The 20,695-nt window shown below is 71.8% G+C and carries 21 protein-coding genes and 1 CRISPR repeat array; of the genes, 9 read left to right on the forward strand and 12 right to left on the reverse strand.

Annotated features, from left to right (window positions below):
- Window positions 1–443 precede the first annotated feature (443 nt).
- The 8 genes from ACOJVX_RS10010 to ACOJVX_RS10045 are packed head-to-tail and all read right to left on the reverse strand — an operon-like array spanning window position 444 to window position 7,456.
- The gene (locus ACOJVX_RS10010; RefSeq protein WP_103055397.1) at window positions 444–1,742 is read right to left on the reverse strand and encodes a dihydroorotase; all 1,299 of its coding nucleotides are present in this window, start codon (window positions 1,740–1,742) and stop codon (window positions 444–446) included.
- Window positions 1,739–2,602 (reverse strand): dihydroorotate oxidase electron transfer subunit, encoded by an 864-nt coding sequence (locus ACOJVX_RS10015; protein ID WP_026420493.1) that lies wholly within the window; start codon window positions 2,600–2,602, stop codon window positions 1,739–1,741. Before ACOJVX_RS10015 ends, ACOJVX_RS10010 begins: the two co-directional genes overlap by 4 nt.
- Window positions 2,599–3,888 carry a Zn-dependent hydrolase gene (locus tag ACOJVX_RS10020; RefSeq protein ID WP_418153228.1) on the reverse strand — a complete coding sequence of 430 codons (1,290 nt, stop codon included), beginning with the start codon at window positions 3,886–3,888 and terminating at the stop codon, window positions 2,599–2,601. The genes ACOJVX_RS10015 and ACOJVX_RS10020 overlap by 4 nt, the downstream gene beginning before the upstream one ends.
- Window positions 3,885–4,337, reverse strand: coding sequence for a hypothetical protein (locus ACOJVX_RS10025; RefSeq protein WP_422647460.1), 453 nt, complete (start codon window positions 4,335–4,337; stop codon window positions 3,885–3,887). The genes ACOJVX_RS10020 and ACOJVX_RS10025 overlap by 4 nt, the downstream gene beginning before the upstream one ends.
- A gap of 47 nt (window positions 4,338–4,384) precedes the next feature.
- On the reverse strand, window positions 4,385–4,870 hold the full coding sequence (locus ACOJVX_RS10030; protein ID WP_418153230.1) for a hypothetical protein: 486 nt from the start codon (window positions 4,868–4,870) through the stop codon (window positions 4,385–4,387).
- Complete coding sequence (locus ACOJVX_RS10035) at window positions 4,870–5,673, reverse strand: IclR family transcriptional regulator (RefSeq protein WP_026420489.1); 804 nt, start codon at window positions 5,671–5,673, stop codon at window positions 4,870–4,872. Before ACOJVX_RS10035 ends, ACOJVX_RS10030 begins: the two co-directional genes overlap by 1 nt.
- A complete protein-coding gene (locus tag ACOJVX_RS10040) occupies window positions 5,670–6,680 on the reverse strand; it encodes a dihydroorotate dehydrogenase (protein ID WP_422647461.1) in 1,011 nt (336 codons plus the stop codon). Before ACOJVX_RS10040 ends, ACOJVX_RS10035 begins: the two co-directional genes overlap by 4 nt.
- Window positions 6,677–7,456 (reverse strand): nucleoside phosphorylase, encoded by a 780-nt coding sequence (locus ACOJVX_RS10045; RefSeq protein ID WP_030106581.1) that lies wholly within the window; start codon window positions 7,454–7,456, stop codon window positions 6,677–6,679. The genes ACOJVX_RS10040 and ACOJVX_RS10045 overlap by 4 nt, the downstream gene beginning before the upstream one ends.
- Window positions 7,457–7,752: 296 nt before the next feature.
- Here ACOJVX_RS10045 and ACOJVX_RS10050 point away from each other — a divergent pair, with 296 nt between their 5' ends.
- The 5 genes from ACOJVX_RS10050 to ACOJVX_RS10070 all read left to right on the forward strand — a co-directional run bounded on the left by ACOJVX_RS10050 (window position 7,753) and on the right by ACOJVX_RS10070 (window position 12,707).
- The gene (locus tag ACOJVX_RS10050; RefSeq protein ID WP_418153233.1) at window positions 7,753–8,556 is read left to right on the forward strand and encodes an ABC transporter ATP-binding protein; all 804 of its coding nucleotides are present in this window, start codon (window positions 7,753–7,755) and stop codon (window positions 8,554–8,556) included.
- Window positions 8,553–9,392 (forward strand): ABC transporter permease, encoded by an 840-nt coding sequence (locus tag ACOJVX_RS10055; RefSeq protein WP_026420485.1) that lies wholly within the window; start codon window positions 8,553–8,555, stop codon window positions 9,390–9,392. Before ACOJVX_RS10050 ends, ACOJVX_RS10055 begins: the two co-directional genes overlap by 4 nt.
- A 41-nt stretch (window positions 9,393–9,433) precedes the next feature.
- Window positions 9,434–10,474 carry an ABC transporter substrate-binding protein gene (locus ACOJVX_RS10060; protein ID WP_103055395.1) on the forward strand — a complete coding sequence of 347 codons (1,041 nt, stop codon included), beginning with the start codon at window positions 9,434–9,436 and terminating at the stop codon, window positions 10,472–10,474.
- Window positions 10,458–11,234: an ABC transporter permease gene (locus tag ACOJVX_RS10065; RefSeq protein ID WP_026420483.1), complete on the forward strand. Its 777-nt coding sequence runs from the start codon at window positions 10,458–10,460 to the stop codon at window positions 11,232–11,234. The genes ACOJVX_RS10060 and ACOJVX_RS10065 overlap by 17 nt, the downstream gene beginning before the upstream one ends.
- Window positions 11,235–11,390: 156 nt before the next feature.
- The gene (locus tag ACOJVX_RS10070; RefSeq protein ID WP_026420482.1) at window positions 11,391–12,707 is read left to right on the forward strand and encodes a hemolysin family protein; all 1,317 of its coding nucleotides are present in this window, start codon (window positions 11,391–11,393) and stop codon (window positions 12,705–12,707) included.
- Window positions 12,708–12,730: 23 nt separating this feature from the next.
- Here ACOJVX_RS10070 and ACOJVX_RS10075 read toward each other — a convergent pair whose 3' ends face one another.
- A complete protein-coding gene (locus tag ACOJVX_RS10075; protein ID WP_418153234.1) occupies window positions 12,731–13,591 on the reverse strand; it encodes a nucleotidyltransferase domain-containing protein in 861 nt (286 codons plus the stop codon).
- Between the two features lie 392 nt (window positions 13,592–13,983).
- A CRISPR array of direct repeats spans window positions 13,984–14,473; the repeat unit is 30 nt; unit sequence GTCCTCATCGCTCCTACGAGGAGTTCCAAC.
- 83 nt (window positions 14,474–14,556) lie between these two features.
- Between ACOJVX_RS10075 and ACOJVX_RS10080 the strand changes: the two genes are divergently transcribed.
- The 4 genes from ACOJVX_RS10080 to ACOJVX_RS10095 all read left to right on the forward strand — a co-directional run bounded on the left by ACOJVX_RS10080 (window position 14,557) and on the right by ACOJVX_RS10095 (window position 16,999).
- Window positions 14,557–14,877, forward strand: a complete 321-nt coding sequence (locus ACOJVX_RS10080; protein ID WP_418153236.1) for a hypothetical protein — start codon at window positions 14,557–14,559, stop codon at window positions 14,875–14,877.
- 63 nt (window positions 14,878–14,940) lie between these two features.
- The gene (locus ACOJVX_RS10085) at window positions 14,941–15,498 is read left to right on the forward strand and encodes a TetR family transcriptional regulator (RefSeq protein ID WP_162147339.1); all 558 of its coding nucleotides are present in this window, start codon (window positions 14,941–14,943) and stop codon (window positions 15,496–15,498) included.
- Window positions 15,495–16,229, forward strand: coding sequence for an ABC transporter ATP-binding protein (locus ACOJVX_RS10090; protein ID WP_418153237.1), 735 nt, complete (start codon window positions 15,495–15,497; stop codon window positions 16,227–16,229). Before ACOJVX_RS10085 ends, ACOJVX_RS10090 begins: the two co-directional genes overlap by 4 nt.
- Window positions 16,226–16,999: an ABC transporter permease gene (locus tag ACOJVX_RS10095; protein WP_103055391.1), complete on the forward strand. Its 774-nt coding sequence runs from the start codon at window positions 16,226–16,228 to the stop codon at window positions 16,997–16,999. Before ACOJVX_RS10090 ends, ACOJVX_RS10095 begins: the two co-directional genes overlap by 4 nt.
- A 989-nt stretch (window positions 17,000–17,988) precedes the next feature.
- On the opposite strand, the gene ACOJVX_RS10100 is transcribed toward ACOJVX_RS10095, so the two are convergent.
- The 3 genes from ACOJVX_RS10100 to ACOJVX_RS10110 are packed head-to-tail and all read right to left on the reverse strand — an operon-like array spanning window position 17,989 to window position 20,588.
- Complete coding sequence (locus tag ACOJVX_RS10100; RefSeq protein WP_418153265.1) at window positions 17,989–19,194, reverse strand: M20 family metallopeptidase; 1,206 nt, start codon at window positions 19,192–19,194, stop codon at window positions 17,989–17,991.
- Between the two features lie 55 nt (window positions 19,195–19,249).
- Window positions 19,250–20,044 carry a hypothetical protein gene (locus ACOJVX_RS10105; RefSeq protein ID WP_418153239.1) on the reverse strand — a complete coding sequence of 265 codons (795 nt, stop codon included), beginning with the start codon at window positions 20,042–20,044 and terminating at the stop codon, window positions 19,250–19,252.
- A gap of 31 nt (window positions 20,045–20,075) precedes the next feature.
- Window positions 20,076–20,588: a hypothetical protein gene (locus ACOJVX_RS10110; protein ID WP_418153240.1), complete on the reverse strand. Its 513-nt coding sequence runs from the start codon at window positions 20,586–20,588 to the stop codon at window positions 20,076–20,078.
- Window positions 20,589–20,695 lie beyond the last annotated feature (107 nt).

Consider the following 20,695-nt stretch of genomic DNA (forward strand, 5'->3'; position numbering starts at 1 on the left):
TTCCTCCTCGACGGTGTGGCACGACCGGGTGGCCGTGCGTGAGGAACGCTAGGACCTGAACCTTTGTTCAGGTCAAGGACGTCCTGGGTGGACGGTGCAGTGGGCTGGGGCGACGCGCGGATTCCCTGACCCGCTCACCCCGCGGGCGGAACGGGCGAGAACCGCTGGTCGAGCGCGCGCGACCGTCTCCACGCGCGCACCTGCGGGACGGGGGGTGCGGCGTCCCGCGCCGGCCCGGAATTCACTCCACTGGGGAGCGCCCGGTGGGGTTGCCGGGCGTCCCCCACGTCGCCGTCCGGCGGGCGTCGGGGGTCGGCGGTGAGCGGGTGCGCACCGCGAGGGAGCGCCCCCTGGCGACGTCCACCCGGTGCCGCGTCGGGCGCGCGGGCACGTGGCCGGGGCGGGGGAGCGGGGCCGGCCCCGCCCCTACTCCCCGGCCGGTGTCAGCGGCGCTCCGCCGTCGTCGCCTCGTGCCGCCACACCGCGCGGCCCGCCACCACCGTGAGCACGACGCGGTGCCGGAACTCCCGGCCCTCGAACGGGGTGTTCCCCGACAGGCTGCGGGTGTCCGCCCGGCTCACCGTCCACGGGGTGTCCTCGGTGACGACGCAGAAGGTGGCTGGTTCGCCCACCGCGAGTGGCCGACCGGCAACCCCGTCGATGCCGGCGAGGGCGGCCGGCCGGTGGGACAACACCTCGGCCACCCGACGCCAGTCCACACCGGACGTCCCGTCGAACACCTCGGCGGTGACCGCCAGCGCCGTCTCCAACCCGGTCATCCCGAAGGCCGCCTCCCGCCACGGCCCGCGTTTGCGGTGCGCCGGGTGCGGGGCGTGGTCAGTGGCGACGACGTCGATCACCCCGTCGCGCAGGGCATCCCGCAGCGCCGGCGCCACCTCCGGGGCGCGCAGCGGCGGGTTGACCTTGTAGGTGGGGTCCCCCGTCCCGCTCCGGGTCGTGTCGAGCAACAGGTGGTGTGGGGTGACCTCCGCGCTGACCCGGGCCCCCCGTTCCCGGGCCCACCGGACGATCTCCACCGACCGGGGGGAGGACACGTGGCAGACGTGCAGGGGCGCGTCCCGCTCCAGGGCCAGCAGCGCGTCGCGGGCCACCACCACGTCCTCGGCCACCATCGGCCACGGCGGCAGCCCCAGCCGGGCGGCGACCGTGGCGTCGACCTGGCCGCCGCCGGCCAGGGCCGCGCTCTGCGCGTGCTGGGCGAACACCCCACCGGCCGGGCCGAGGTGGCGCAGGGCCCGGTCGACCAGGGCCGGGTCGTCCACACAGTGCCCGTCGTCGGAGAAGACCCGGACCCCGGCGGCGACCAGGGCGTCCAGGTCGGTCAGTTCGGCGCCGGCCAGGTCCCGGGTCACGGCGGCCACCGGGTGGACGCGGACCACGGCCTCCGCCGCCGCCAGCTCCGCCAACCACCGCACCCGGTCGACGGAGTCGGTCACCGGCCGGGTGTTGGCCATGGCGAAGACGTCGGTGAACCCGCCGGCGGCGGCCGACGCCGTCCCCGTCCGCACCGTCTCCGCGTCCTCACCGCCGGGTTCCCGCAGGTGGGTGTGCAGGTCCACGAACCCGGGCAGCAGCACCCCGCCCCGCCCGTCCAGCTCGCCCGCGCGGGGCGGGGAGCCCTCGGCGGGTTCCACGGCGGCGATGCGCCCGTCCCGCACGGTGAGGTCCACCGGGGGCCCCTCCCCGTAGGGGCGGACGGCACGCAACCGCAGCTCGCTCACCGGTCGCCACCGCCGGTCGGCAGGGCGAAGACGGGGCCGTCGGCGCAGATCAGCGGGCTCTCGCTGCCGGTGGTGGTGGCCGCCGTCGCGCAGCCGTGGCAGTAGCCCAACCCGCAGGCCATGTGCGCCTCCAACGACACCTGAACCCGCGCGCCCCACTCCTGGCCCAACGACCGGCACAGCTCGGCGAGCCGGTCGGAGCCGCAGACGAACACCTGGGCCGGTGGTCCGTCCGCCAGTTCCCCGGCCAGCCGGGACCGCAGCGCGGGCACCGCGCTGTCGCCGGCCTCGTCGGTGACGGCCAACACCCGTTCGACCCCGAGTTCGGCGAGGTCACCGGGCCCCACCAACGCCTCGGTGGTGCGGGCGCTGGTCACCGCGACGACCTCCACCCCGGTGGCCACCGCGTCCTCCACGGCGCCCATCACCGAGCAGACCCCGATGCCCCGGCCGACCACCAGCACGCGGCGGGTCCCGGGGTCGAGGGTGAAACCACGGCCGAGGGGACCGGTGACCAGCAGGTCCTCGCCCACCGCCACCTCGGTCAGCGCCCGGGTGCCGGCCCCGCCGGCCCCGTAGACGATCTCCACGACACCCTCGGCGGGGCGTCGGCGGTGCACCGCCATCGGACGTGGCAACACCGACCGGGACGGGGTGCTCTCCGGGATGGTGATCATCACGAACTGCCCGGCCAACGCCCGGTCGGCGATGCTGGGCGCCCGCAGGGTCAGCCGGTGGTAGCGGTCCCCGACGGGTTCGTGCGCCACCACCCGGCACTCGTCCCAGGTGGGTTCCGGTCGAGCGGCCGGCGGCAACGGCACCACCCGTTCGGCCAGGCTCCGCGACAGGGGGGCGGTCACCGCGCCCGCTCCTCACCCGTGGACGCGGCGGCGTCCAGGCGCAGCAGCGTCGCCGCCAGCACCCGGGTGCCCTCGGCGATCTCCGGCACGCTCGTCCACTCCGCCGGGGTGTGGCTCAGGCCGTCCCGGCTGGGCACGAAGACCATGCCCACCGGCACCACCCTGGTCAGCATCTGGCTGTCGTGGCTGGCGCCGCTGGGCATCACCCGGTAGGCGGAGCCGCAGTCGCGGGCCGCCCGGGTGATCTCGTCCTGGATCCAGGAGGGCAGCACCACCGGGGAGGTGTCGGCCAACAACCGGTCCCGCAGCCCGACGCCCCTGCGGGCCGCCACGGCGTGCGCCCGCGCGGTGAACTCGGCGGCCGTCTCCCGCTGCCGGGCGCTGTCGACGTCGCGCACGTCCAACCCGAACACCACCGCACCGGGGATGGTGGTCAGCGAGTTCGGGCTGACGTCGAGCCGCCCGACGGTGAGCCGGGTGCCGTGGTGGCGGGAGTCGGTGGCGATCTCCTCGGCCAGCAGCACCAGTTCGGCCGCGGCGGCCAACGCGTCCGCCCGCAGGTGCATCGGCGTGCCCCCGGTGTGGGAGGCCAGGCCGGTGACGGTGAATTCCAGGCGCGTGCTGCCGGAGATCACGTCGACGACCCCGATGGGCAGGTCGAGGGACTCCAGGACCTTGCCCTGCTCGATGTGCAGTTCGATGAACGCCGCCCAGTCCTCGGCCGCCCACCGGGCCTCGGAGGCCCGCTCGGGCGCCAGCCCCACCGAACGCATCGCCTCGGCCATGCTCGTCCCCGCGGCGTCCCGCAGCCGGTCCAGGTCGGCGGCGTCGGTGAGCCCGGCCACCACCCGGCTGCCGGTGCAGGCCTGGCCGAAGCGCGCGCCCTCCTCGGCGGCGAAGGCCACGACCCGCAGCCGGTGCCTCGGCCGCACGCCGGAGTCGGCCAGCGCGCGGGCCACCTCCATGCCGGCGACGACCCCGACGATGCCGTCGAACCGGCCGCCGGAGGGCACGCTGTCCAGGTGGGACCCGGTGCCGATGGCCGGCGCGCCCGGATCGGTCCCCTCGAGTTCGGCGATGGTGTTCCCGACCGTGTCGGTCCACACCCGGTACCCCAACGGCCGCAACGTCGCCGCGAAGTACTCGTGCGCCTGGCGTTCCAACTCGGTGAACGCCAGGCGGGACACGCCGGGGCCGGGTTCGGTGAGCGAGGCGAGGTGGTCGAGGTCGGCGGCGATCCGGTCCTGGTCCACCGCGAGGACGAGCGGGTTCTCGGTGGTCGTCATCCCCGTGCCCTCCTGGTGGCCTCGTCCAGCTCCGCCGGCCGCACGGCCACGGCGGTGGCGACGATCTCGCCGTCGTGGGAGGACACCAGCCGGCGCAGCGGGTCGAGCACCCGCGGGGCTGGTTCGGTCAGCGCCGCCAACCCGGCCCGCAGACCGCGCAGCCGATCCACGTCCCCCAGCAGCCGGCCCAGGTCCTCGCGGACCGCCACCCTGGGCGCCCCCAACTCCCGGGCGGTGATGTGGCCGAGGACAGCGGCCCCACCGTCCTCCTCCCAGGTCAGGACGGCGTCGACCCCGGTGGCGCGCAACTCCTCGGCGACGAGGGCGCCGAGCCGTTCGGCGGCGGCCGGGGAACGGGCCGGGTCGAGGACGGGCGGCCCGCCGGGCGCGGGGACGAGCAACTCGACGGCGGCGTCGACGGCGACGTCGCGCGGGGGTGGGGTAGCCATGTCGGCCTCCAGGGGGTGGGTGACGGGGACGGGCGGGGGCCGGCGGGTCAGTCCGCCGTGGCGAGGACCTCGCTGAGCAGCGCGGTGCGCGGCACCCGCACGCCGTGGGAGCGCATCGCCTCCCCGGCGTGGTGGTCGGCCGGGGAGGGCGCGGCCGCGACCAGCACGACCGTCTCGTGCCGGTGCACCTCGCCCACCAGCAGCGACGGCCCGGCATCCCCGGCCGTGGCCGGGTCGCCGGTGGTGTCGTCGAGCACCGCGAAGGGCAGGCCGGTGTGCAGCGCGGTCGCCACGACCAGCGGCTGCTCCGCCGGCCCCACCCCGACGATGCGGTCCACCCCGGCGGGCAGGACGGGGGCCAGCAACGCGGCGGCCCGCCGCAGCAACGCCGGCCGCGCGACCCACCGGCCCCCGCGCAACGCGGCGGGCAGGGAGGTGGGCTGGGCGGGCGTGCCGCCGCCGGCGGCCAGGACGTCGGCGGCGAACTCGGTCGGGTCCACCCGAGGGCGCGTGGGGGAGGACTGCTGGCTCATCAGGTTCCTCTCTGCGTGGAATGGGCGACGTCCTCGCCGGACCACCCCAGGTCGAAGGACATCTCCCTGGCCGCGCGCAGCACGATCTCCGTCGCGCGGGCCCGGGTGAGCGGGTCGCTCATCCGGGAACCGGCCGCGGCCAGGGTGACGCTGGAGGTGACGGACCCGTCGGCGGCGAGCAGCGGAGCGGACACCGCCCACACGTCCCGGTCGAGTTCGTCGTCGCACACGTCGTAGCCCCGGTCCCGGACCACCGCCAGGTGGTCGAGGACCTCGGCCACGGTGCGCGGGGTGTCGGCGGTGAACCCGGTCATCGAGGTGCCCGCGAGCAGGGTGCGCACCACGTCCTCGGGCTGGTGGGCCAGGATGGAGCGGCTGGCGGCGGCCGCGTGCAACGGCATCTCCTGCCCGATCCGCACGAACAGCCGGAGCGGGTGCCGGGCCTCCACCAGGGCCACGCAGACGGGCAGCTCCCCGATCATCTCGGTGAGGAACACCGTCTCCCCGCTCTCCTCACCGGCCTGGGCCAGCGCCGCCGGGGGCACCACGAGCGGGCTGCCACCGTGGGAGCGCTGCGCGGACAACGCGCGGGCCGCCGGGCCGATGAAGTACCGCTTGTTCACCCGGGACCGGCTGACGAAGCCCTGCTGGGTCAGGGTGGACAGGACGCGGTGCATGCTGCCGAGCGGGATGTCGAGCTCCTCGTGCAGGTCCTGGAGGGTCCTGCCGCCCCGGGCGTTGCTCAACGCGGTGAGCACGTCCAGGGCGCGCACCACCACCTGCATCGGCTTGTCGACGCTCATGTCTCCCCCAGGGTCCGGACGTAGTCGGTCAGTCGGGTGGCATCCGCCGCCGCGCACCGCGCCGCGAGCCCGCGGGCGATCTCGGCCATGACGAACGGCCGGGCGAAGTGCGCCGTGCCGACCTGGACGGCGGTGGCGCCGACGGCCAGGAAGTCGAGCGCATCGTCCACGGTGGAGATACCACCACAACCGATCACCGGAACACCCACCGCTTCGGCGGTGGCCCAGGTGAGCCGGAGGGCGAGGGGTTTGACGGCGGGCCCGGACACCCCGCCGACCCGGTTGCCCAGGACGGGCCGGCGGGTCCGGGGGTCCAGGGTCATGCCGGGGAAGGAGTTGGCCACGGTCAACGCGGTCGCGCCGGCCTCCTCGGCGGCGCGGGCCACCTCGGCGATGGAGGACACCATCGGGGTGAGCTTGACCAGCACGGGAACGTCGGTGCGGGCGACGACCCCGGAGACGACGCGGGCGACCGCGTCCGGATCGGTGCCGATGTCCAGGCCGCCGTGTTCGAGGTTCGGGCACGACACGTTCACCTCGACCCCGTCGAACCGCGCCCCCGCCAGTTCGTCCATGACGGTGAGGTACTCGCCCACGGCCAGACCGCCGACGCTGACGATCACCGGGGCGGCCATCGCCCGGTAGCGGGGCAGCATCTCGCGGACGAACCCGTCGGTGCCCAGGCTCGGGATGCCCACGCTGTTGATCATGCCCATCGGGGTCTCGGTCAACCGGTGGGTCGGGTTGCCGCCACGCCGCCGGGCGAACACGGTCTTGGTGACGGTGGCGCCGATCTCGGACGTGGGCACCAGCGGGGCCAGCTCCGGCCCGAAGCACCCGGAGGCGGGCATCACCGGGTTGCGCAGGGTCAGCGAGCCCAGCCGGACCCGCAGGTCGGGGGCCGCGCCGCCCTCGGCGGCCGGGGCGGCGGCGAAGAACCGGGCGCGGGCGTCCTCCCCGGCCGGCGGGTCACCGACCGGACGCGGACCCGTCGTGACGGCGGTCACCGCTGGCCCTCCGAGCTCAGCCGCGCCGCCGCGTCCGCCGCCACCCGCAGCATCCGCAACTGCGCCGGCTCGTAGTCCTCCAACCAGCTGTCGGTGGCCCGGGAGGCGTGGGCGACCAGCAGGCCCCCGACCCGCAGCCCCACGGCCGCGCCCACGGCGAGCACCGTCTCGCACTCCATGTCCATCGCGTCCACCCCGAGCGCCTCGACCTGGGCGAAGCGGCGCGCGGCCCTGTCCTCCAGCCCGGGCACCGGGCGGCCCTCCCCGACGTAGTAGGAGTCGCAGGAGAGCACGGTGATGCCGTGTGCCCGTTCCCCCGCCCGGTCGGCGGTCGCTGCCAGGGCGGTGCGCACCTCGGGGCTGGACAGCGCCCGCACCTCGGGGTCGGCGTACCAGGAGGCGGCCCCGCCCTCGCGGACCGCCTCGGTGACCACGCACAGGTCACCGGGCGCGATCCGCGCCGACAGCGCCCCCATGCCCCCGGTCCGCAGCACCGTCCGCACGCCCAGCCGGGCCAGCTCCACCAGCGCGATCTCGGTGGAGGGGCCACCGATGCCGGTGGAGCACACCCCCACCTCGACCTCGCCCCGCCGGCCGACGCCCACGCGGAACTCGCGGTTCTGGCCCAGCACGCGGAAGTCGTCGAGCACGGCCGCCGCCCGGTCCACCCTGGCCGGGTCCCCGGGCAGCAGGCACACCTCGGGCAGGTCACCGGGCCCGCACGGCAGGTGCGGGGGCCGTCCGTCGAGCCACGGGTCGGCAGCGCTGCGAGGCACCAGGACTCCTTCTGTCAGGCGGAAGTCGATTTCCAGAATCGTCAGTGTGCGGTGCGCCATCACGGGCAGTCAACAGTCACGTTCCGTCCCCGACAGTGCGTGCAGAGTCAAATACGAGCCTCGACCAGCGCAAACGATCAACGCCGCCTCGTAGGGTCGTCCAAGCGGGCACTCTCCGTCGCGGACAACAATTCCGGATGACCACTTCCGCAACACGGAAGAAATGCTTAGTGTGCATCCTCGACTCGACCATCCGAGCCGGACCAGACCGGCTGACTCCCGCTGGAGCCGCCACCGTGACCCATCACACCCACGAGGACACCGCGCCGCCCCCGGCGGCCGCGACCGACCACAGGCGGCTGCTGGAGATCCGCGGTGTGAGCAAGGAGTACGTCAGCGTCAAGGGCGCCTCCGTGCGCGCCCTCGACGACGTCAACCTCGACATCGGCGACGGCGAGATCATCGCCATCATCGGCCCCTCCGGCTGCGGCAAGTCCACCCTGCTGCGGATGGTCGCCGGCCTCGACACCGACTACGAGGGCACCATCGAGTGGACCCGCGCTCCCCGCCCGGGCCGCGACATCGGCTTCGTCTTCCAGGAACCGGCCCTGCTGCCGTGGCGCACCGTCGCCCGCAACGTCTCCCTCGGCATCGAGGTCCAGAAGGACCGCTCCGACCTGCCCACCGACCGGGTCGACCAACTCCTCGAACTCGTCGGGCTGCGCGACTTCGCCAAGTCCTACCCCAAGGAACTCTCCGGCGGCATGCGCCAACGGGTCGCGATCGTCCGCGCCCTCGCCTACGACCCCCGGATCCTGCTCATGGACGAGCCCTTCGGCGCCCTCGACGCCATCACCAGGGACAAGCTCCACGACGACATCCTGCGCATCTGGGCCGCCACCAGGAAGACCATCGTCTTCGTCACCCACAGCGTCGAGGAGGCCGCCTACCTCGCCGACCGCGTCGTGGTCATGTCACCCCGCCCTGGCCGGCTCCGCTCCGTCCACCAGGTCCCCCTCGACCGGAACCGCGACGCCGCCACCCGGCAACTCCCGGTCTTCGCCGAGTTCGCCGGCATGCTGCGCGGGGAGCTGGCGTGAGCACCGCCGAGATCACCACCGGAGCCGCCACCCCGCCACCCGCGCCCGGCGGCAACCGACCCGGCGGCGGCCCCTTCGGCAAGGGAACCCCGCTGCGCCGGATCACCGTCGCCGCCGCCTACCTGGCCGTGGTCCTACTCGCCTGGCAGCTCTACGTCACCCTCGCCGACGTCCCCTCCTACCTGCTGCCCGACCCGCTCAGCGTCGGCGACGCCCTGTGGCGGCTGGCCAGCAGCGGCGAACTGTGGCCCCACCTCGGCTACACCGTCCGCAACATCGCCGTCGGACTCGGCGCCGGCATCGTCATCGGCTCCCTCCTCGGCTGGGTCATCGCCTCCTTCCGGACGGTCCGCCTGATCCTGGCGCCCTACGTCGTCATCCTCCAGGCCGCACCCAAGATCGCCCTCGCCCCACTGCTCGTCCTCTGGTTCGGCCTCGGCCTCGGCTCCCAGCTCGCGCTCATCGTGATGCTCGCCTTCTTCCCCATGATGATCGCGATGATGCTCGGCCTCGGCGAGGTCACCGACGACCAACGGGCACTGGGCCGCGTCCTCAACCTCGGACCCGCCCGGTTCTTCCGGCTCGTCCAACTGCCCACCGCGCTGCCCGCCCTGTTCGCCGGCGCCAGGATCGCGGTCATCGACGCGATGACCGGCGCGTTCCTCGCCGAGTACATCTCCGCCCAACAAGGCCTGGGATTCCTCATGGTCCAGGGCCGGAGCACCTACGACACGCCGCAGCTCATCGCCGCGGTCGTCCTCACCGTGGTCGTCGGACTGACCGGCTTCGCCCTGGTCAGCCTCGTCGAACGCCGGGCACTGCCCTGGCGCCGCTGACCCGCGACGGCCGGACCCGCCCCGTCCCGAAAGGACTTACCATGTCCCCTTCCCCCCGCTCCCTGCGCGGCGTCGCCGCCCTCGGCCTGGCCGCCGCCCTCGGCGGTGTCGCCGCATGCAGCCCCGCCGACAACGCCGGCACCACCACCGGCGGTGACGAGGGCACCACCTCGGTCACCGTGCAGATCGACGGCGCCGCCGTCCCCTACTACGCCCCCCTCTACGAGGCCGTGGAACAGGGCTACTTCGCCGACCACGGCCTCGACGTCGAGTTCACCTACGCCAACGGCGCCGACATCGTCCAGAACGTCGCCGCCGGCAACGTCGACTTCGGCTTCCCCAACGGCGACTCCGTCATCACCGCCTACGGCAGCGGCGTCCGCACCAACGTCGTCCACACCACCTACCAGAAGGGCATCGGCGCCCTGCTGTTCGCCAACGACAGCGGCATCGAGACCCCCGCCGACCTGGAAGGCCGCAGCGTCGCCGTCACCGACCTCGGCAGCCCCAACTACGCCCAGCTCCAGGCCATGCTCGACAGCGCCGACCTGACCGTCGACGACATCGACCTGCGCACCATCGGCACCGGCGCCATCGTCCAGGCCCTCCAGAGCGGCGAGGTCGACGCCATCGTCTTCTCCCGACTGCGCTACTTCGCCCTCCAGAACGCCGGGATGGACGTCGGCCAGATCCTCAGCGACGAGTACCTGCCCTCCTTCGGCAACATCCTCGTCACCAGCCCCGACACCGTCGAGAACACCCCGGAGGTCGTCGCCTCCTTCACCGCCGCCCTCGACGAGGCACTCCAGTACACGATCGACCACATCGACGAGTCCACGGCGATGTCCATCGAGAAGTACGCCCCCACCTTCGAGGGCCAGGAGGACGAGATCTCCGAGGTCCTCCGCGACGTCTACGCCGCCGAACTGTGGCAGTCCGCCGACACCGAGGAGAACGGCTTCGGCCACGGCAACCTCGACCGCTGGCAGGAGGCCATCGACTCCCAGGCCGAGTTCGAACTGATCGACGAGGCGTTCGACGCCGCCGACCTGGTCAGGGACCACCGTGAGCTCGACAACTGAGCGCCGCGACCGCGCCCTGCCCCTGCTGGTCGGCGCGGCCTCCCTCGCCGGCGGCGTCGGCCTGTGGTGGGCACTGGCCGCCTTCTCCGGCCTGCCCTCCTACGTGCTGCCCAGCCCCGGGCAGCTCGTCACCCGCGCCGTCTCCCTGTGGCAGGCCGGCGGGCTGAGCATCCACCTCCAGCAGACCCTCGCCGAGGTGCTCCAGGGAGTCGCCCTCGGCTCGGTCATCGGCATCGCCCTCGCGGTGCTCTTCGTCCGAGTCGGCTGGATCGAACGACTGCTCATGCCGATCATCGTCGTCATCCAGGTGACGCCGAAGATCTCCATCGCCCCGCTCATCGTCCTCTGGCTGGGCCTGGGCATCGGATCCAAGATCACCCTGATCACCCTGGTGACCTTCTACCCGGTGCTCATCAACATGGTCGGCAAGCTCCGAGGCATGCCCTCCACCATGCACGACCTCGCCGACGTCCTGAACATCCGACGCGGCCGACGCGCCCTGCTCATCGACCTGCCCTACAGCCTGCCCGCCCTCGCGGCGGGCCTGCGGGTCGGCGTGCTCCAGGCCGTCACCGCCGCCGTCATCGGCGAGTTCATCGGAGCCCAGGCCGGCCTGGGCTACCTGGAGAAGCAGGCACAGGACAACGACGACATCCAGGTCGTCATGATCTGCCTCATCCTGCTCTCCGCGATCGGCTGGGCCCTCTACACCCTGGTGGGGCTCATCGAACGCAAACTCACCGAGCGGTTCGGCGGCTGACCCCACCCCGCCCCGGGAGGGACACACGTCGAACCACCGGGCACGGCGGCCCGCCCCACCCCCGGGGCGGGCCGCCCGCATCCCGGCGGTTGGCACGCCCACCGGAAACGTCACGCTGATCTGCCAGAACACCCCAACCCTGTGAGAATTCCAGGGATGGACAGTGTCGCGACGAATCTCGCGCTGGTTCTGCTCTTCGTCTTCGCCGGCGGCTACTTCGCCGCCTCCGAGATCGCGCTGGTGTCGCTGCGCGACAGCCAGGTCGACAGACTCGCCGCCACCCGGGGCAACCGGGGGAAGCGACTGGCCAGGCTCCGCTCCGACCCCAACCGCTTCCTCTCCGCAGTGCAGATCGGCGTCACCTTCACCGGGTTCTTCGCCTCCGGCTACGGCGGCGCCACCATCGCCGTCCGCCTCGAGCCCTACCTCGCCGACTGGGGACTGCCCGCCGGCCTCGCCGCCACCCTCGCGCTGGTCCTGGTCACCCTCTTCGTCTCCTACCTGTCCCTGGTCCTCGGCGAACTCGCCCCCAAGCGCCTCGCCCTCCAGAAGTCCGAAGGGGTGGCGCTGTTCACCGCCGGCGTCCTCGACCGCCTCGCCACCGTCTTCCGCCCCCTGATCTGGCTGCTCTCCCGCTCCACCAACGCCGTGGTCCGCCTCATGGGCATCGACCCGCAGGCCGCCGAGGAGAAGGTGGGGGAGGAGGAACTGCGGGACATGGTCCGCACCAACGAACAGCTGACCGTGGAGGAACGCCGCCTGCTCGACGACGCCTTCGCCGTCGGCGACCGCGTCCTCAGCGAGGTCATGATCCCCCGCACCGAGGTCGAGTTCCTCGACGCCGACCTCCCCCTGCCCGACGCGGTCCGCCTCATGCGCGGCAAACCCCACTCCCGCTACCCGGTGATCCGCGAGTCCCCCGACGACGTCGTCGGCTTCGTCCACGTCCGCGACCTGCTCGCCGTCGTCGACGGCGAGGACCCCCAAGGCCGGACCCTCGCCGACATCGCCCGCCCCGTCGCGGCCTTCCCCGGCAGCAAACCGGTGCTGGCCGCGCTCTCCCAGATGCGCCGCAAGGGCGGGCACCTCGCCATGGTCATCGACGAGTACGGCGGCACCGACGGCATCGTCACCGTCGAGGACCTCGTCGAGGAGGTCGTCGGCGAGATCTACGACGAGTACGACCCCGGCGCCGTCCCCTCCCGGCGATCCCCCGAAGGCTCCGTCGAGGTCGACGGACTGCTGCACCGCACCGAGGTGGAGGAACAGACCGGCCTCACCCTGCCCGACGGCCCCTTCGACACCCTCGCCGGCTACGTCGTCGCCCTGTTCAACCGCCTACCCCGGGAGGGCGACAGCGTCGAAGCCCTCCACCACCGCTTCACCGTGCGCGCCCTCGACGGCCGCCGCGTCTCCCGCATCCTCGTCACCCCCCTGCGGCGGTCACGACCCGCCGAGGAGGACGAGGACTGAGGTCGTCCTCGCGGGGCGGACCGCTAGCCGACGGCCGGCCCGGGCCACCCGGCGCCGGCCTCCAGGTCCGCCAACAACGCCGCGATCCGCCCGTGCAACTCCGTGGGCACGCTGATCGACCACCGCGCCTCCGCCTCGGCCGCCAACTCCCGGGTCCACCGCCACGACCGCACCGCCGCCGCCAACACCGAAGCCGGCTCGGCGGCGGACGTGGTGGCCCGGTAACGCTCGACGTCGGCCGCCGGCAGGTCCTGCTCCACAGCCCGGCTCGGCGTCAACCAGTGCCGGGTCGAGTCCCGGAGCAACCGGCACAACTTCAACTGCGCCGGCGCCACCATGAACTGCGCCCAGGCATGCGCCCGCGCCGTCTCACCCCGCGCCAACAGGTGAGCCTCCATCAACGTCCAGTTCGTCAGCTCACCCACCAGGTGCGACGCCGTCCCCACCGGCTCCGGCGGCTGGAACTCGGCGAGCGTGCGCGCCGCCGACGTGAGCCGCCCGTCCCGGTCCAACACCACGGCACGCTCGGTGTCGGGCAGGTGGATCATCCCCCGCCAGCCGCGCACCTGCTCCACGCCCGCACCCGAGGCCGTCACGTGGAACTCGCCACGCATCAGATCGTCGAAAACGACGGTGAGGACCCCGAACTGGTTCTCGTAGGAGTAGGCCAACGGGCCGAGGCGGGCGGCGAACTCCACCCCGTCGAAGTCCGCGACGTCCGCGTCACGGACGAACAGGTAGGCCTCCACGTCGGAGTAGGCGTCAGCCTCCCCCAGGGTCCAGGACCCGTACAGCAGCACGCCGTCGAGCCGGGGCTCCGCGTGCGCCACCTCGCGCAGTCGGTCGATGCGGCGGGCGAGGGCGGTCGGTTCGGCGTGGGGCATGGTGGGACTCCTCCCTGAAGTGGACGAACGGGCTCCCACGTCCGGCCGGAGACGGCCCACGGACGCGAGTGGTGGTGACGGTGCGGAACCGTGTCCTCAGGAAGTGCTCATGCGCGGATGGTATCGAACGAGCGATGGGGGAGAGGTGGGCGACCACTACGCTTGAGGCGGTCGAGCACCGGGGCCGGTGGGCACCTTCCCGGCGGCCTTCGCCGGTTCGGCATGCTGATCTGGTGGTGTTTCGGGCCGCCGGGAGGCTTGGGAGGAGGCACCATCGAGTGAGGCGAGATTTCAGCGAACCCCCCGGGTCTGATGTCAAACCTCGGGTTCGCTGCAGAACCGTGTCCGATAGGATGGTCCAGGCGCCCGCTGACCTGCGACTTTACTCTCGGGTCCTCATCGCTCCTACGAGGAGTTCCAACACGTAGTCCCGGAGCACAACCCCGGGCGCGGCGCCGGTCCTCATCGCTCCTACGAGGAGTTCCAACAGGATGGTCGCGGTGGACCACAGGCTGGTGGCGGCGAGTCCTCATCGCTCCTACGAGGAGTTCCAACACCTCGACCAGGCGGCGCGCGTACAGCGCGACGTCGTCCTCATCGCTCCTACGAGGAGTTCCAACGCGAGGGACGCGGCCACGGCGAGTGACGCCGGGGGTCCTCATCGCTCCTACGAGGAGTTCCAACGCTCTCCGCCGGACGAGGTCATCTGGATGTCCGAGTGTCCTCATCGCTCCTACGAGGAGTTCCAACGCGCGGGATGGCCGCCCCCAATGGCCTGGGACAACATGTCCTCATCGCTCCTACGAGGAGTTCCAACTGGTCAGGCACGTGGTAGTCGGGCATGACGAGTCCGTCCTCATCGCTCCTACGAGGAACCACAACCATCCCGCCGTGCAGCCAGGGTTGCCGAAGCCCTGGCGTGACCACGAGGGCGACCGGGGATCTGCGTTCGCCCGGTCGCGGGCGTGGACACCCTGCCGGAGCGGCAGGGTATCGAGGGGAACGACCAGGAGAAGGGCTGGCTCGAGGGGCTTACCGACTACCTGGTCGCGCTCGCCGGCACTGCCCGGTGGCTCGGTTGCGGCCTGGAGGAGGTCCGCCGGTTGCTGGCATCTGCCGCAACGGCGGTCGCGCGGCTAGTGGGTGTGGTGGGGGCGACGTGCCCGAGAGCCCCGGGTTTCGAGCCGGCGCTTAGGAGTGGCGGGATGGTGCACGCGGCGACCCACACCGTCGCGGTGATCCGCAGCTTCGTTCCGGCCGCTACCGCGCTCGCCGCACCCCGTTGAGCTCCTCCGCTTCGTGGGCGGGGCCGCTAGCCACTCAAAAATGTTAGTCGATAACATTTGTCCGTGGCTACGGTGTCGAAGCGTGAGCGCACGCTGGCTCTGCTGACCGAGCGCGCGCTCGCGCTCTTCGAGGAACAGGGATTCGACCAGACGAGCGTGTCGCAGATCGCCGCCTCCGCAGGGGTCTCGGAGATGACGTTCTTCCGGCACTTCGGCTCCAAGGAACAGGCGGTCCTCGTCGACCCCTTCGACCCGGTGATCGCTCGTGCCATCAGCCAGCGCCCGCTGAGCGAGGCTGCGCTGCTTCGGGCGGTTCGAGGCGTGCGTGGCGCGTTGAGCGGACTCGACGACGCGGAGCTGGGCATGGTTCGCCGTCGAGTGCGCATCATCGCGTCGACTCTGACCCTGCGCGTGGCGTTGGCGAAGCAGAACGAGGAGACGGCGGCGGCCATCCAGCAGCAGCTGATCAGCGACGGTACCGATCCCCGCGCTGCCCGGGCCGCCGCCGCCGCGCTGCTGGGCGCACTCTCCGCCGGACTCTTCGAGTGGGCGGAGAACGAGGGCACCACCTTGGTCGAAGCGATCGAGACGGCGCTCAGCGTGTTGGAGGTCGGGGCGTGACCGCCTTGCTTGAGGTCACCGGTGCCGTGCGCTCCTACTCCCCGGGCGTGGGCGTGCGGGGAGTGACGCTCACGGTGGAAGAGGGAGAGGTGCACGCCCTGGTGGGCCTCAACGGTGCGGGAAAGACGACGCTGATGCGCCTGATCCTCGGCATGGCGCGGTTGCGATCCGGAGACATCCGCATCGCTGGTACGCCGGTGGCGCGAATGACCGGGAGCAGGTGGCGATGCGTGGGCCACATGCTCGATCGGCCGTTCGCCTACCCGGAACTCACCGCACAGCGGAACATGCTGGTCGCGGCCAGATTGCGCGGACTGCCCGCCAGTACGGCGGCCGAGGCCGCGCGGAAGGCCCTGGACGACGCCGGGCTCGGTGACTACGCGGCCGTGCGCGCGGGACGGCTGTCCCAGGGGAACCGGCAGCGGCTCGGCGTCGCCGTGGCGATGCTGGACGAGCCACGGCTCCTCGTGCTCGACGAACCCACCAACGCCCTCGATCCGGCCGGGGTGATCGACCTGCGTGAGCGGCTCCGCCGTCGTGCGGCACGCGGTGCGGGCGTTCTGGTCTCCAGCCACCACCTCGACGAGGTGGCCCGGATCGCTCATCGGATCACGGTCATGAACCGTGGAGAGATCGCCGGAACCCTCGACCCCGGCGGAACCGATCTGGAACGAGCCCTGTTCGACCTCGTGCTCTCCGACGACGAGCGACGAAACCGGGAGCGGGTATGAACAATTTCCGAGGAGCGTGCTGGGTCGAGATCCACAAGGCCTCAGCAGCTCGGCCCTTGTGGATCACCGGCGGTGTCTTCGTCGTCGGTCTCGCGTTGCTCGGCTGCGGTCTGGTCCTCGCCGTCTCCACGGGGAACGACCAGGTGGTGGACCGGCTCGGCGCCGCCGCCGATCTCGACGGCTGGCCGCTGCTGTTCACGATCGTCACCCAGATCGCCGCCGCTGGTGGCCTGCTCGCGTTCGGCATCGCGTTGAGCTGGAGTTTCGGACGGGAGTTCACCGACGGCACCGTCCTCGGGCTGCTGGCCTCCCCGACAACACGGTCGGTGGTGGTGTTGGCCAAGCTGCTGACCCATCTGCTCTGGGTGTGCGCGGTCGCGTTGGTGTCGGTTGGCGCACTGTTCCTGGTGGGCATCCTGCTGGGATTGGGTCCTGTCAACGGCGACGTGCTGGCCGACTTCACCCGGCTGGTGCTGTTGCTCGTCCTGACCGGTGCCGTGGTGGTCCCCACGTCCTTGGTAGCCACCCTCGGCCGAGGGGCACTTCCCGGGATAGGGGCGGCCATCGCCCTCATCGTGGTGTCCCAGGTGGCGGCGATCGTGCAGCCCGCAACGGCCGCGTGGCTGCCCTTCGCGACTCCGGCGATCTGGGCGCTCTTCCCCGAGGTGGTGGGTATGGCCCAACTGGGGCTCGTCATCGCCACCAGCGCGGTGTTCTGCGGTCTCACGGTCCACGTGTGGAACCGCTTGGAGCTGGACCGAGGAGTGTGAGCTGCTTCCGGCGAGCGGGCGCTGAAGTCTGAGTATCAGCAGGAACGTTCGGCGCAGGGGGCTTCAGGGGCTCGACGGTAGGGTGGGGAACCGAGACGCCGACGTTCCGGGGAGTCCTAGGAGGCCGCCGAAGCCTTCGTTCGTTTCGCTCGACAACGAAGCAGGGCAGCAGCGAACGTGTCACTGGTCCTGCGGCTGATTCTCGAGGGTGTCGAGACCTGGTGGCTGTCTGTTCTCCGCGCGGTTCGTCCCACCGCCTGGGGCCGGAACCTCGACGGCCGCCTTCCGAAGCGTCGCCGCTTCTCTCACGGAGAGTAGCGGACAGGAGTACAGTGACGCCGGATCCGTCTAAGTTAAGAAATGGTAACGGGCTCCCATCGGTGCAGGTCGCGAAGGGAAAGCCCCGCGCAAGCGGGGGTGATCCGACCGGTCCTCCCCCAGGACAGCCCCGGCAGGCGAAAGCCCCGCGCAAGCGGGGGTGATCCGCCGCGTCCGCCACCGGCGGCGCGGACACCTCCGAAAGCCCCGCGCAAGCGGGGGTGATCCGTGGCGGGTGGCGTGCCGGACGGCCTCCACCTGGAAAGCCCCGCGCAAGCGGGGGTAAGCCGGAGGAACTTGCCGCGCGCAACCGACCCGGTGGGAAAGCCCCGCGCAAGCGGGGGTGAGCCGGTACGCCACCCACTGTTCGGGGCGGCCGGGATCGCAGGGCCGGTCCGGCCGGCGGGGCACTGTCTGCCGCCCGCCGCCGGCGTTCGCCGGTCGTCGCGGCCGCCGGTCTGGTGTCGAGCGAGCGGGGCAGTCCTCTCGGTGTGCCGGGCGGTGGTGTCCCGGGATGTGCCCGTCGTTTATGCGGGCACCGGCCGTGTCCACCATTTTGGTGTTGCTGGTTCCCCGGTCCGCGCGATCCGAACGCGGCGGGCACGAGTTGGAGTTGCCTGTTCCACCTGGGGACGTCCCACTGCTCGTTGTCGAAACCGCGCACGGTCGGGCTACGGACGCAGGAGCGCGAGTACGGCGGCGTGGTAGATCGCTTGGATGGTGGGGATGGTGTTCAGGCGGATTCGTTCGTCGGTGCCGTGTAGGCCGACGTAGTCGACGCCGAAGCCCGCGGTGGCGGGGATGTTCAGGCCGGCGAGGTAGTTGCCGATGTTGGACGGGCCGGCGATCTTGGGCTCGACCTCGACGCCGACCGCTGTGGCGGCGTCGAGGATGGCGGCGCGCAGTCGGGAGTCTTCGGCGAGGGCGAACGCGGGCCAGCGAGTGTCGACCTGGATGAGGGTCGGATGCGTTCCGGGCCACGCGTCGTCGACTTGGGCGACGAGGTGTTGGAGCAGTCGGGCGGCGTCCTCGTCGTCGAAGTCGCGGGTGGTGCGGATATCGACGTGGAGGGTGCACAGGTCCGGGGTGACCGAGTAGCCCTGGCCTCCCTCGATCGCGGTCACGGTTAGCTTGCCGGCCATCGGGAATTCGGAGCTGGCGCTGGCGGCGAGCTCAGCCGCGGAGAGCACCCGGACCAGGTTGGCGGCCTTCTCGATGGCGCTCGGAGTGGTTTTGCTACCGCCTGAGTGCGAGGCCACGCCGTGCACGTGCAGTGTGGCACGGTGCACGCCGCGTCCGCCGACGACGAGTTTGTCCATGCCGGGGTAGCCGATCATCACGCCGGCCACGTCGTCGGGTGCGTCCGGGCCCTCGAAGTAGCGTTTCGCCCCGCCGAAGGCCCCGGTGTGCTCGTCGACGTCGAACAGCAGTACCAGGCTGCCGCGCAGCTGGTCGGTCATGGTGGCGAGCCGGGTGGCGACGTGGCAGAAGATCGCGGCGCCGGTCTTGGAGTCGGCGCTGCCGCGCCCGTAGAGCCAACCGTCGACGATGGTCGCGGAGGTCGGCGGATGGGTCCAGGCGGCCTCGTCGCCGAAGGGTGCGGTGTCCAGACAGGCGTCGAGCACCCAGCGGGGGCCGGGATGCGCTCCGCGGATCTCGCAGGTCAGGCCGACGGTGGCGCCGGCCTTGTCCCTGAGCACGGTGACGACGAGGTTGCGCTGTTCCAGCCAGCCACTCAGCCGGTTGAGCACCGGCTCGTACGGGTCGACACCGCCTCGGCTGGGGATGGCGACGAGTTCACGGGTCAGGGCGATGACCGACTCGTGGTCCTCGGTAGCCGCAGCCAACACGTCGCGCTCACCGCCGTGGTTGATCATGTTCACGACCGGCACCGCCCTTCACCCACGCTCTGCTGGGCATCGTCTCTGGCGTCTAGCTTGGCACTGCCGGCAGGTCACGTAGGGCCTGGTCACTCTCGATCCGGCGGGCACCGGCGTAGACCTGCCGTGCGTGGTCGATCAGCCGTTCGGCCACCGCCGCCTCGAACAGCACCCCGGAGTCGAACGCCTCCGATGAGGTCAGTGAGGGGATCGGCACGACGGCGGTGGACTCCGAGGCGCAGAAGAACCGCTCCGGGGCTCGGGGGGCGTCCTCGACAACGCCGATGTGCAGCGTCTTCACCCCAAGGCTGCGGTCGTGCGGATCGCGGATCTTCACCAGCCGCAACAGGTGGTCCTTGAGGACCTGGTGGCGCGGCGGGCCGAACAGCACCCGGTAGTGCACCAGCTCGGGCCGCTGCACCAGCACGGCCTCGATCGCGTCGAGGTAGGCCGCGTCGCGTGAGCGGGACCCCACGACCGCCAGGTACTGGCCGGCGCCGTGGACCACTTCGGTCATGGCCGCGCGCAGGTCGTGGTGGCCGACCAGCAGGAGTGGTGTCTCGGATCCGGCGGTGAGCCGCTGGTCCTGGTGGGCGAACAGCACTTCCGGGGGCTGGGCGTAATAGCCGGCGAGCACCTTGCGGTAGCGGATGCTGGTGATGTGCTTGCCCAGCTCCCAGCCGGACAACATACTCGGCGTGACTCCGGACGAGCCGTTATTCGACTGTTTGTCGAGGTCCTCGCAGACCTGCTCCAGCGTGGCCGGAATTGACAGGCGTGCCTGCCGCAGCGGGGATACGCCCAGGACGGCTGCTGGGCCCTTACCACGTGCGCGCCGACCGGCCATTTCGCCCCACCCCTTCCCGTTCCTGATGTGATCAGATTACGGAGGCAGGGTGCTCCACGACCAGCTCTCGCACCGGTTCGGCCGCCATCAGCTTGTCGCACACGCCCGCGAGCGTGAGGTTCTTGTCCACCCGGGTGTAGCCCTGCGGAGGGTGGAATTTGCCGAGCATGCCGGTCAGTTCCTCGGCGGTGAACCCCGAGAACTCGCGCACCTTCCTGATCGGCAGCGCGAACCCGTTCTCCAGATCCTTGAGGTACTCGAAGACCGATTCGCCGTTGCCGACGCGGGCCTGCTCGGCGATCTCAGCGATCCGGGTCGGACTGGCCACGACGGCTTCGTCGAGGTCGATCACGGCGGCCAGCTTGGATACCGGCGCGGTGAGGTAGACGAACCACGTGGTGGGCCGGTCAGCGAGATATCGGCGGCGGAACTCGTGCCGCTTGAGGCGCTGCCAGATCAACTCGTAGTACTCCGGGTCGAGCGACATCAACACACGCTCGACCGGGACATCGAACTCCGCGGTGCCGAATAGGTCTTCCTGCACTCCAGGCTCCTCCCGTCATCATGATCACGCCGCCGGGACAGCGGCCTCCCAAGCCAACGAAGTGTAATCACCCGGATGCGCAGCGCTCCGCTCCGGCAGCGCCATTC

The sequence above is a fragment of the Actinoalloteichus caeruleus genome (assembly GCF_049311605.1).
Classification (GTDB): Bacteria; Actinomycetota; Actinomycetes; order Mycobacteriales; family Pseudonocardiaceae; genus Actinoalloteichus_B; species Actinoalloteichus_B caeruleus.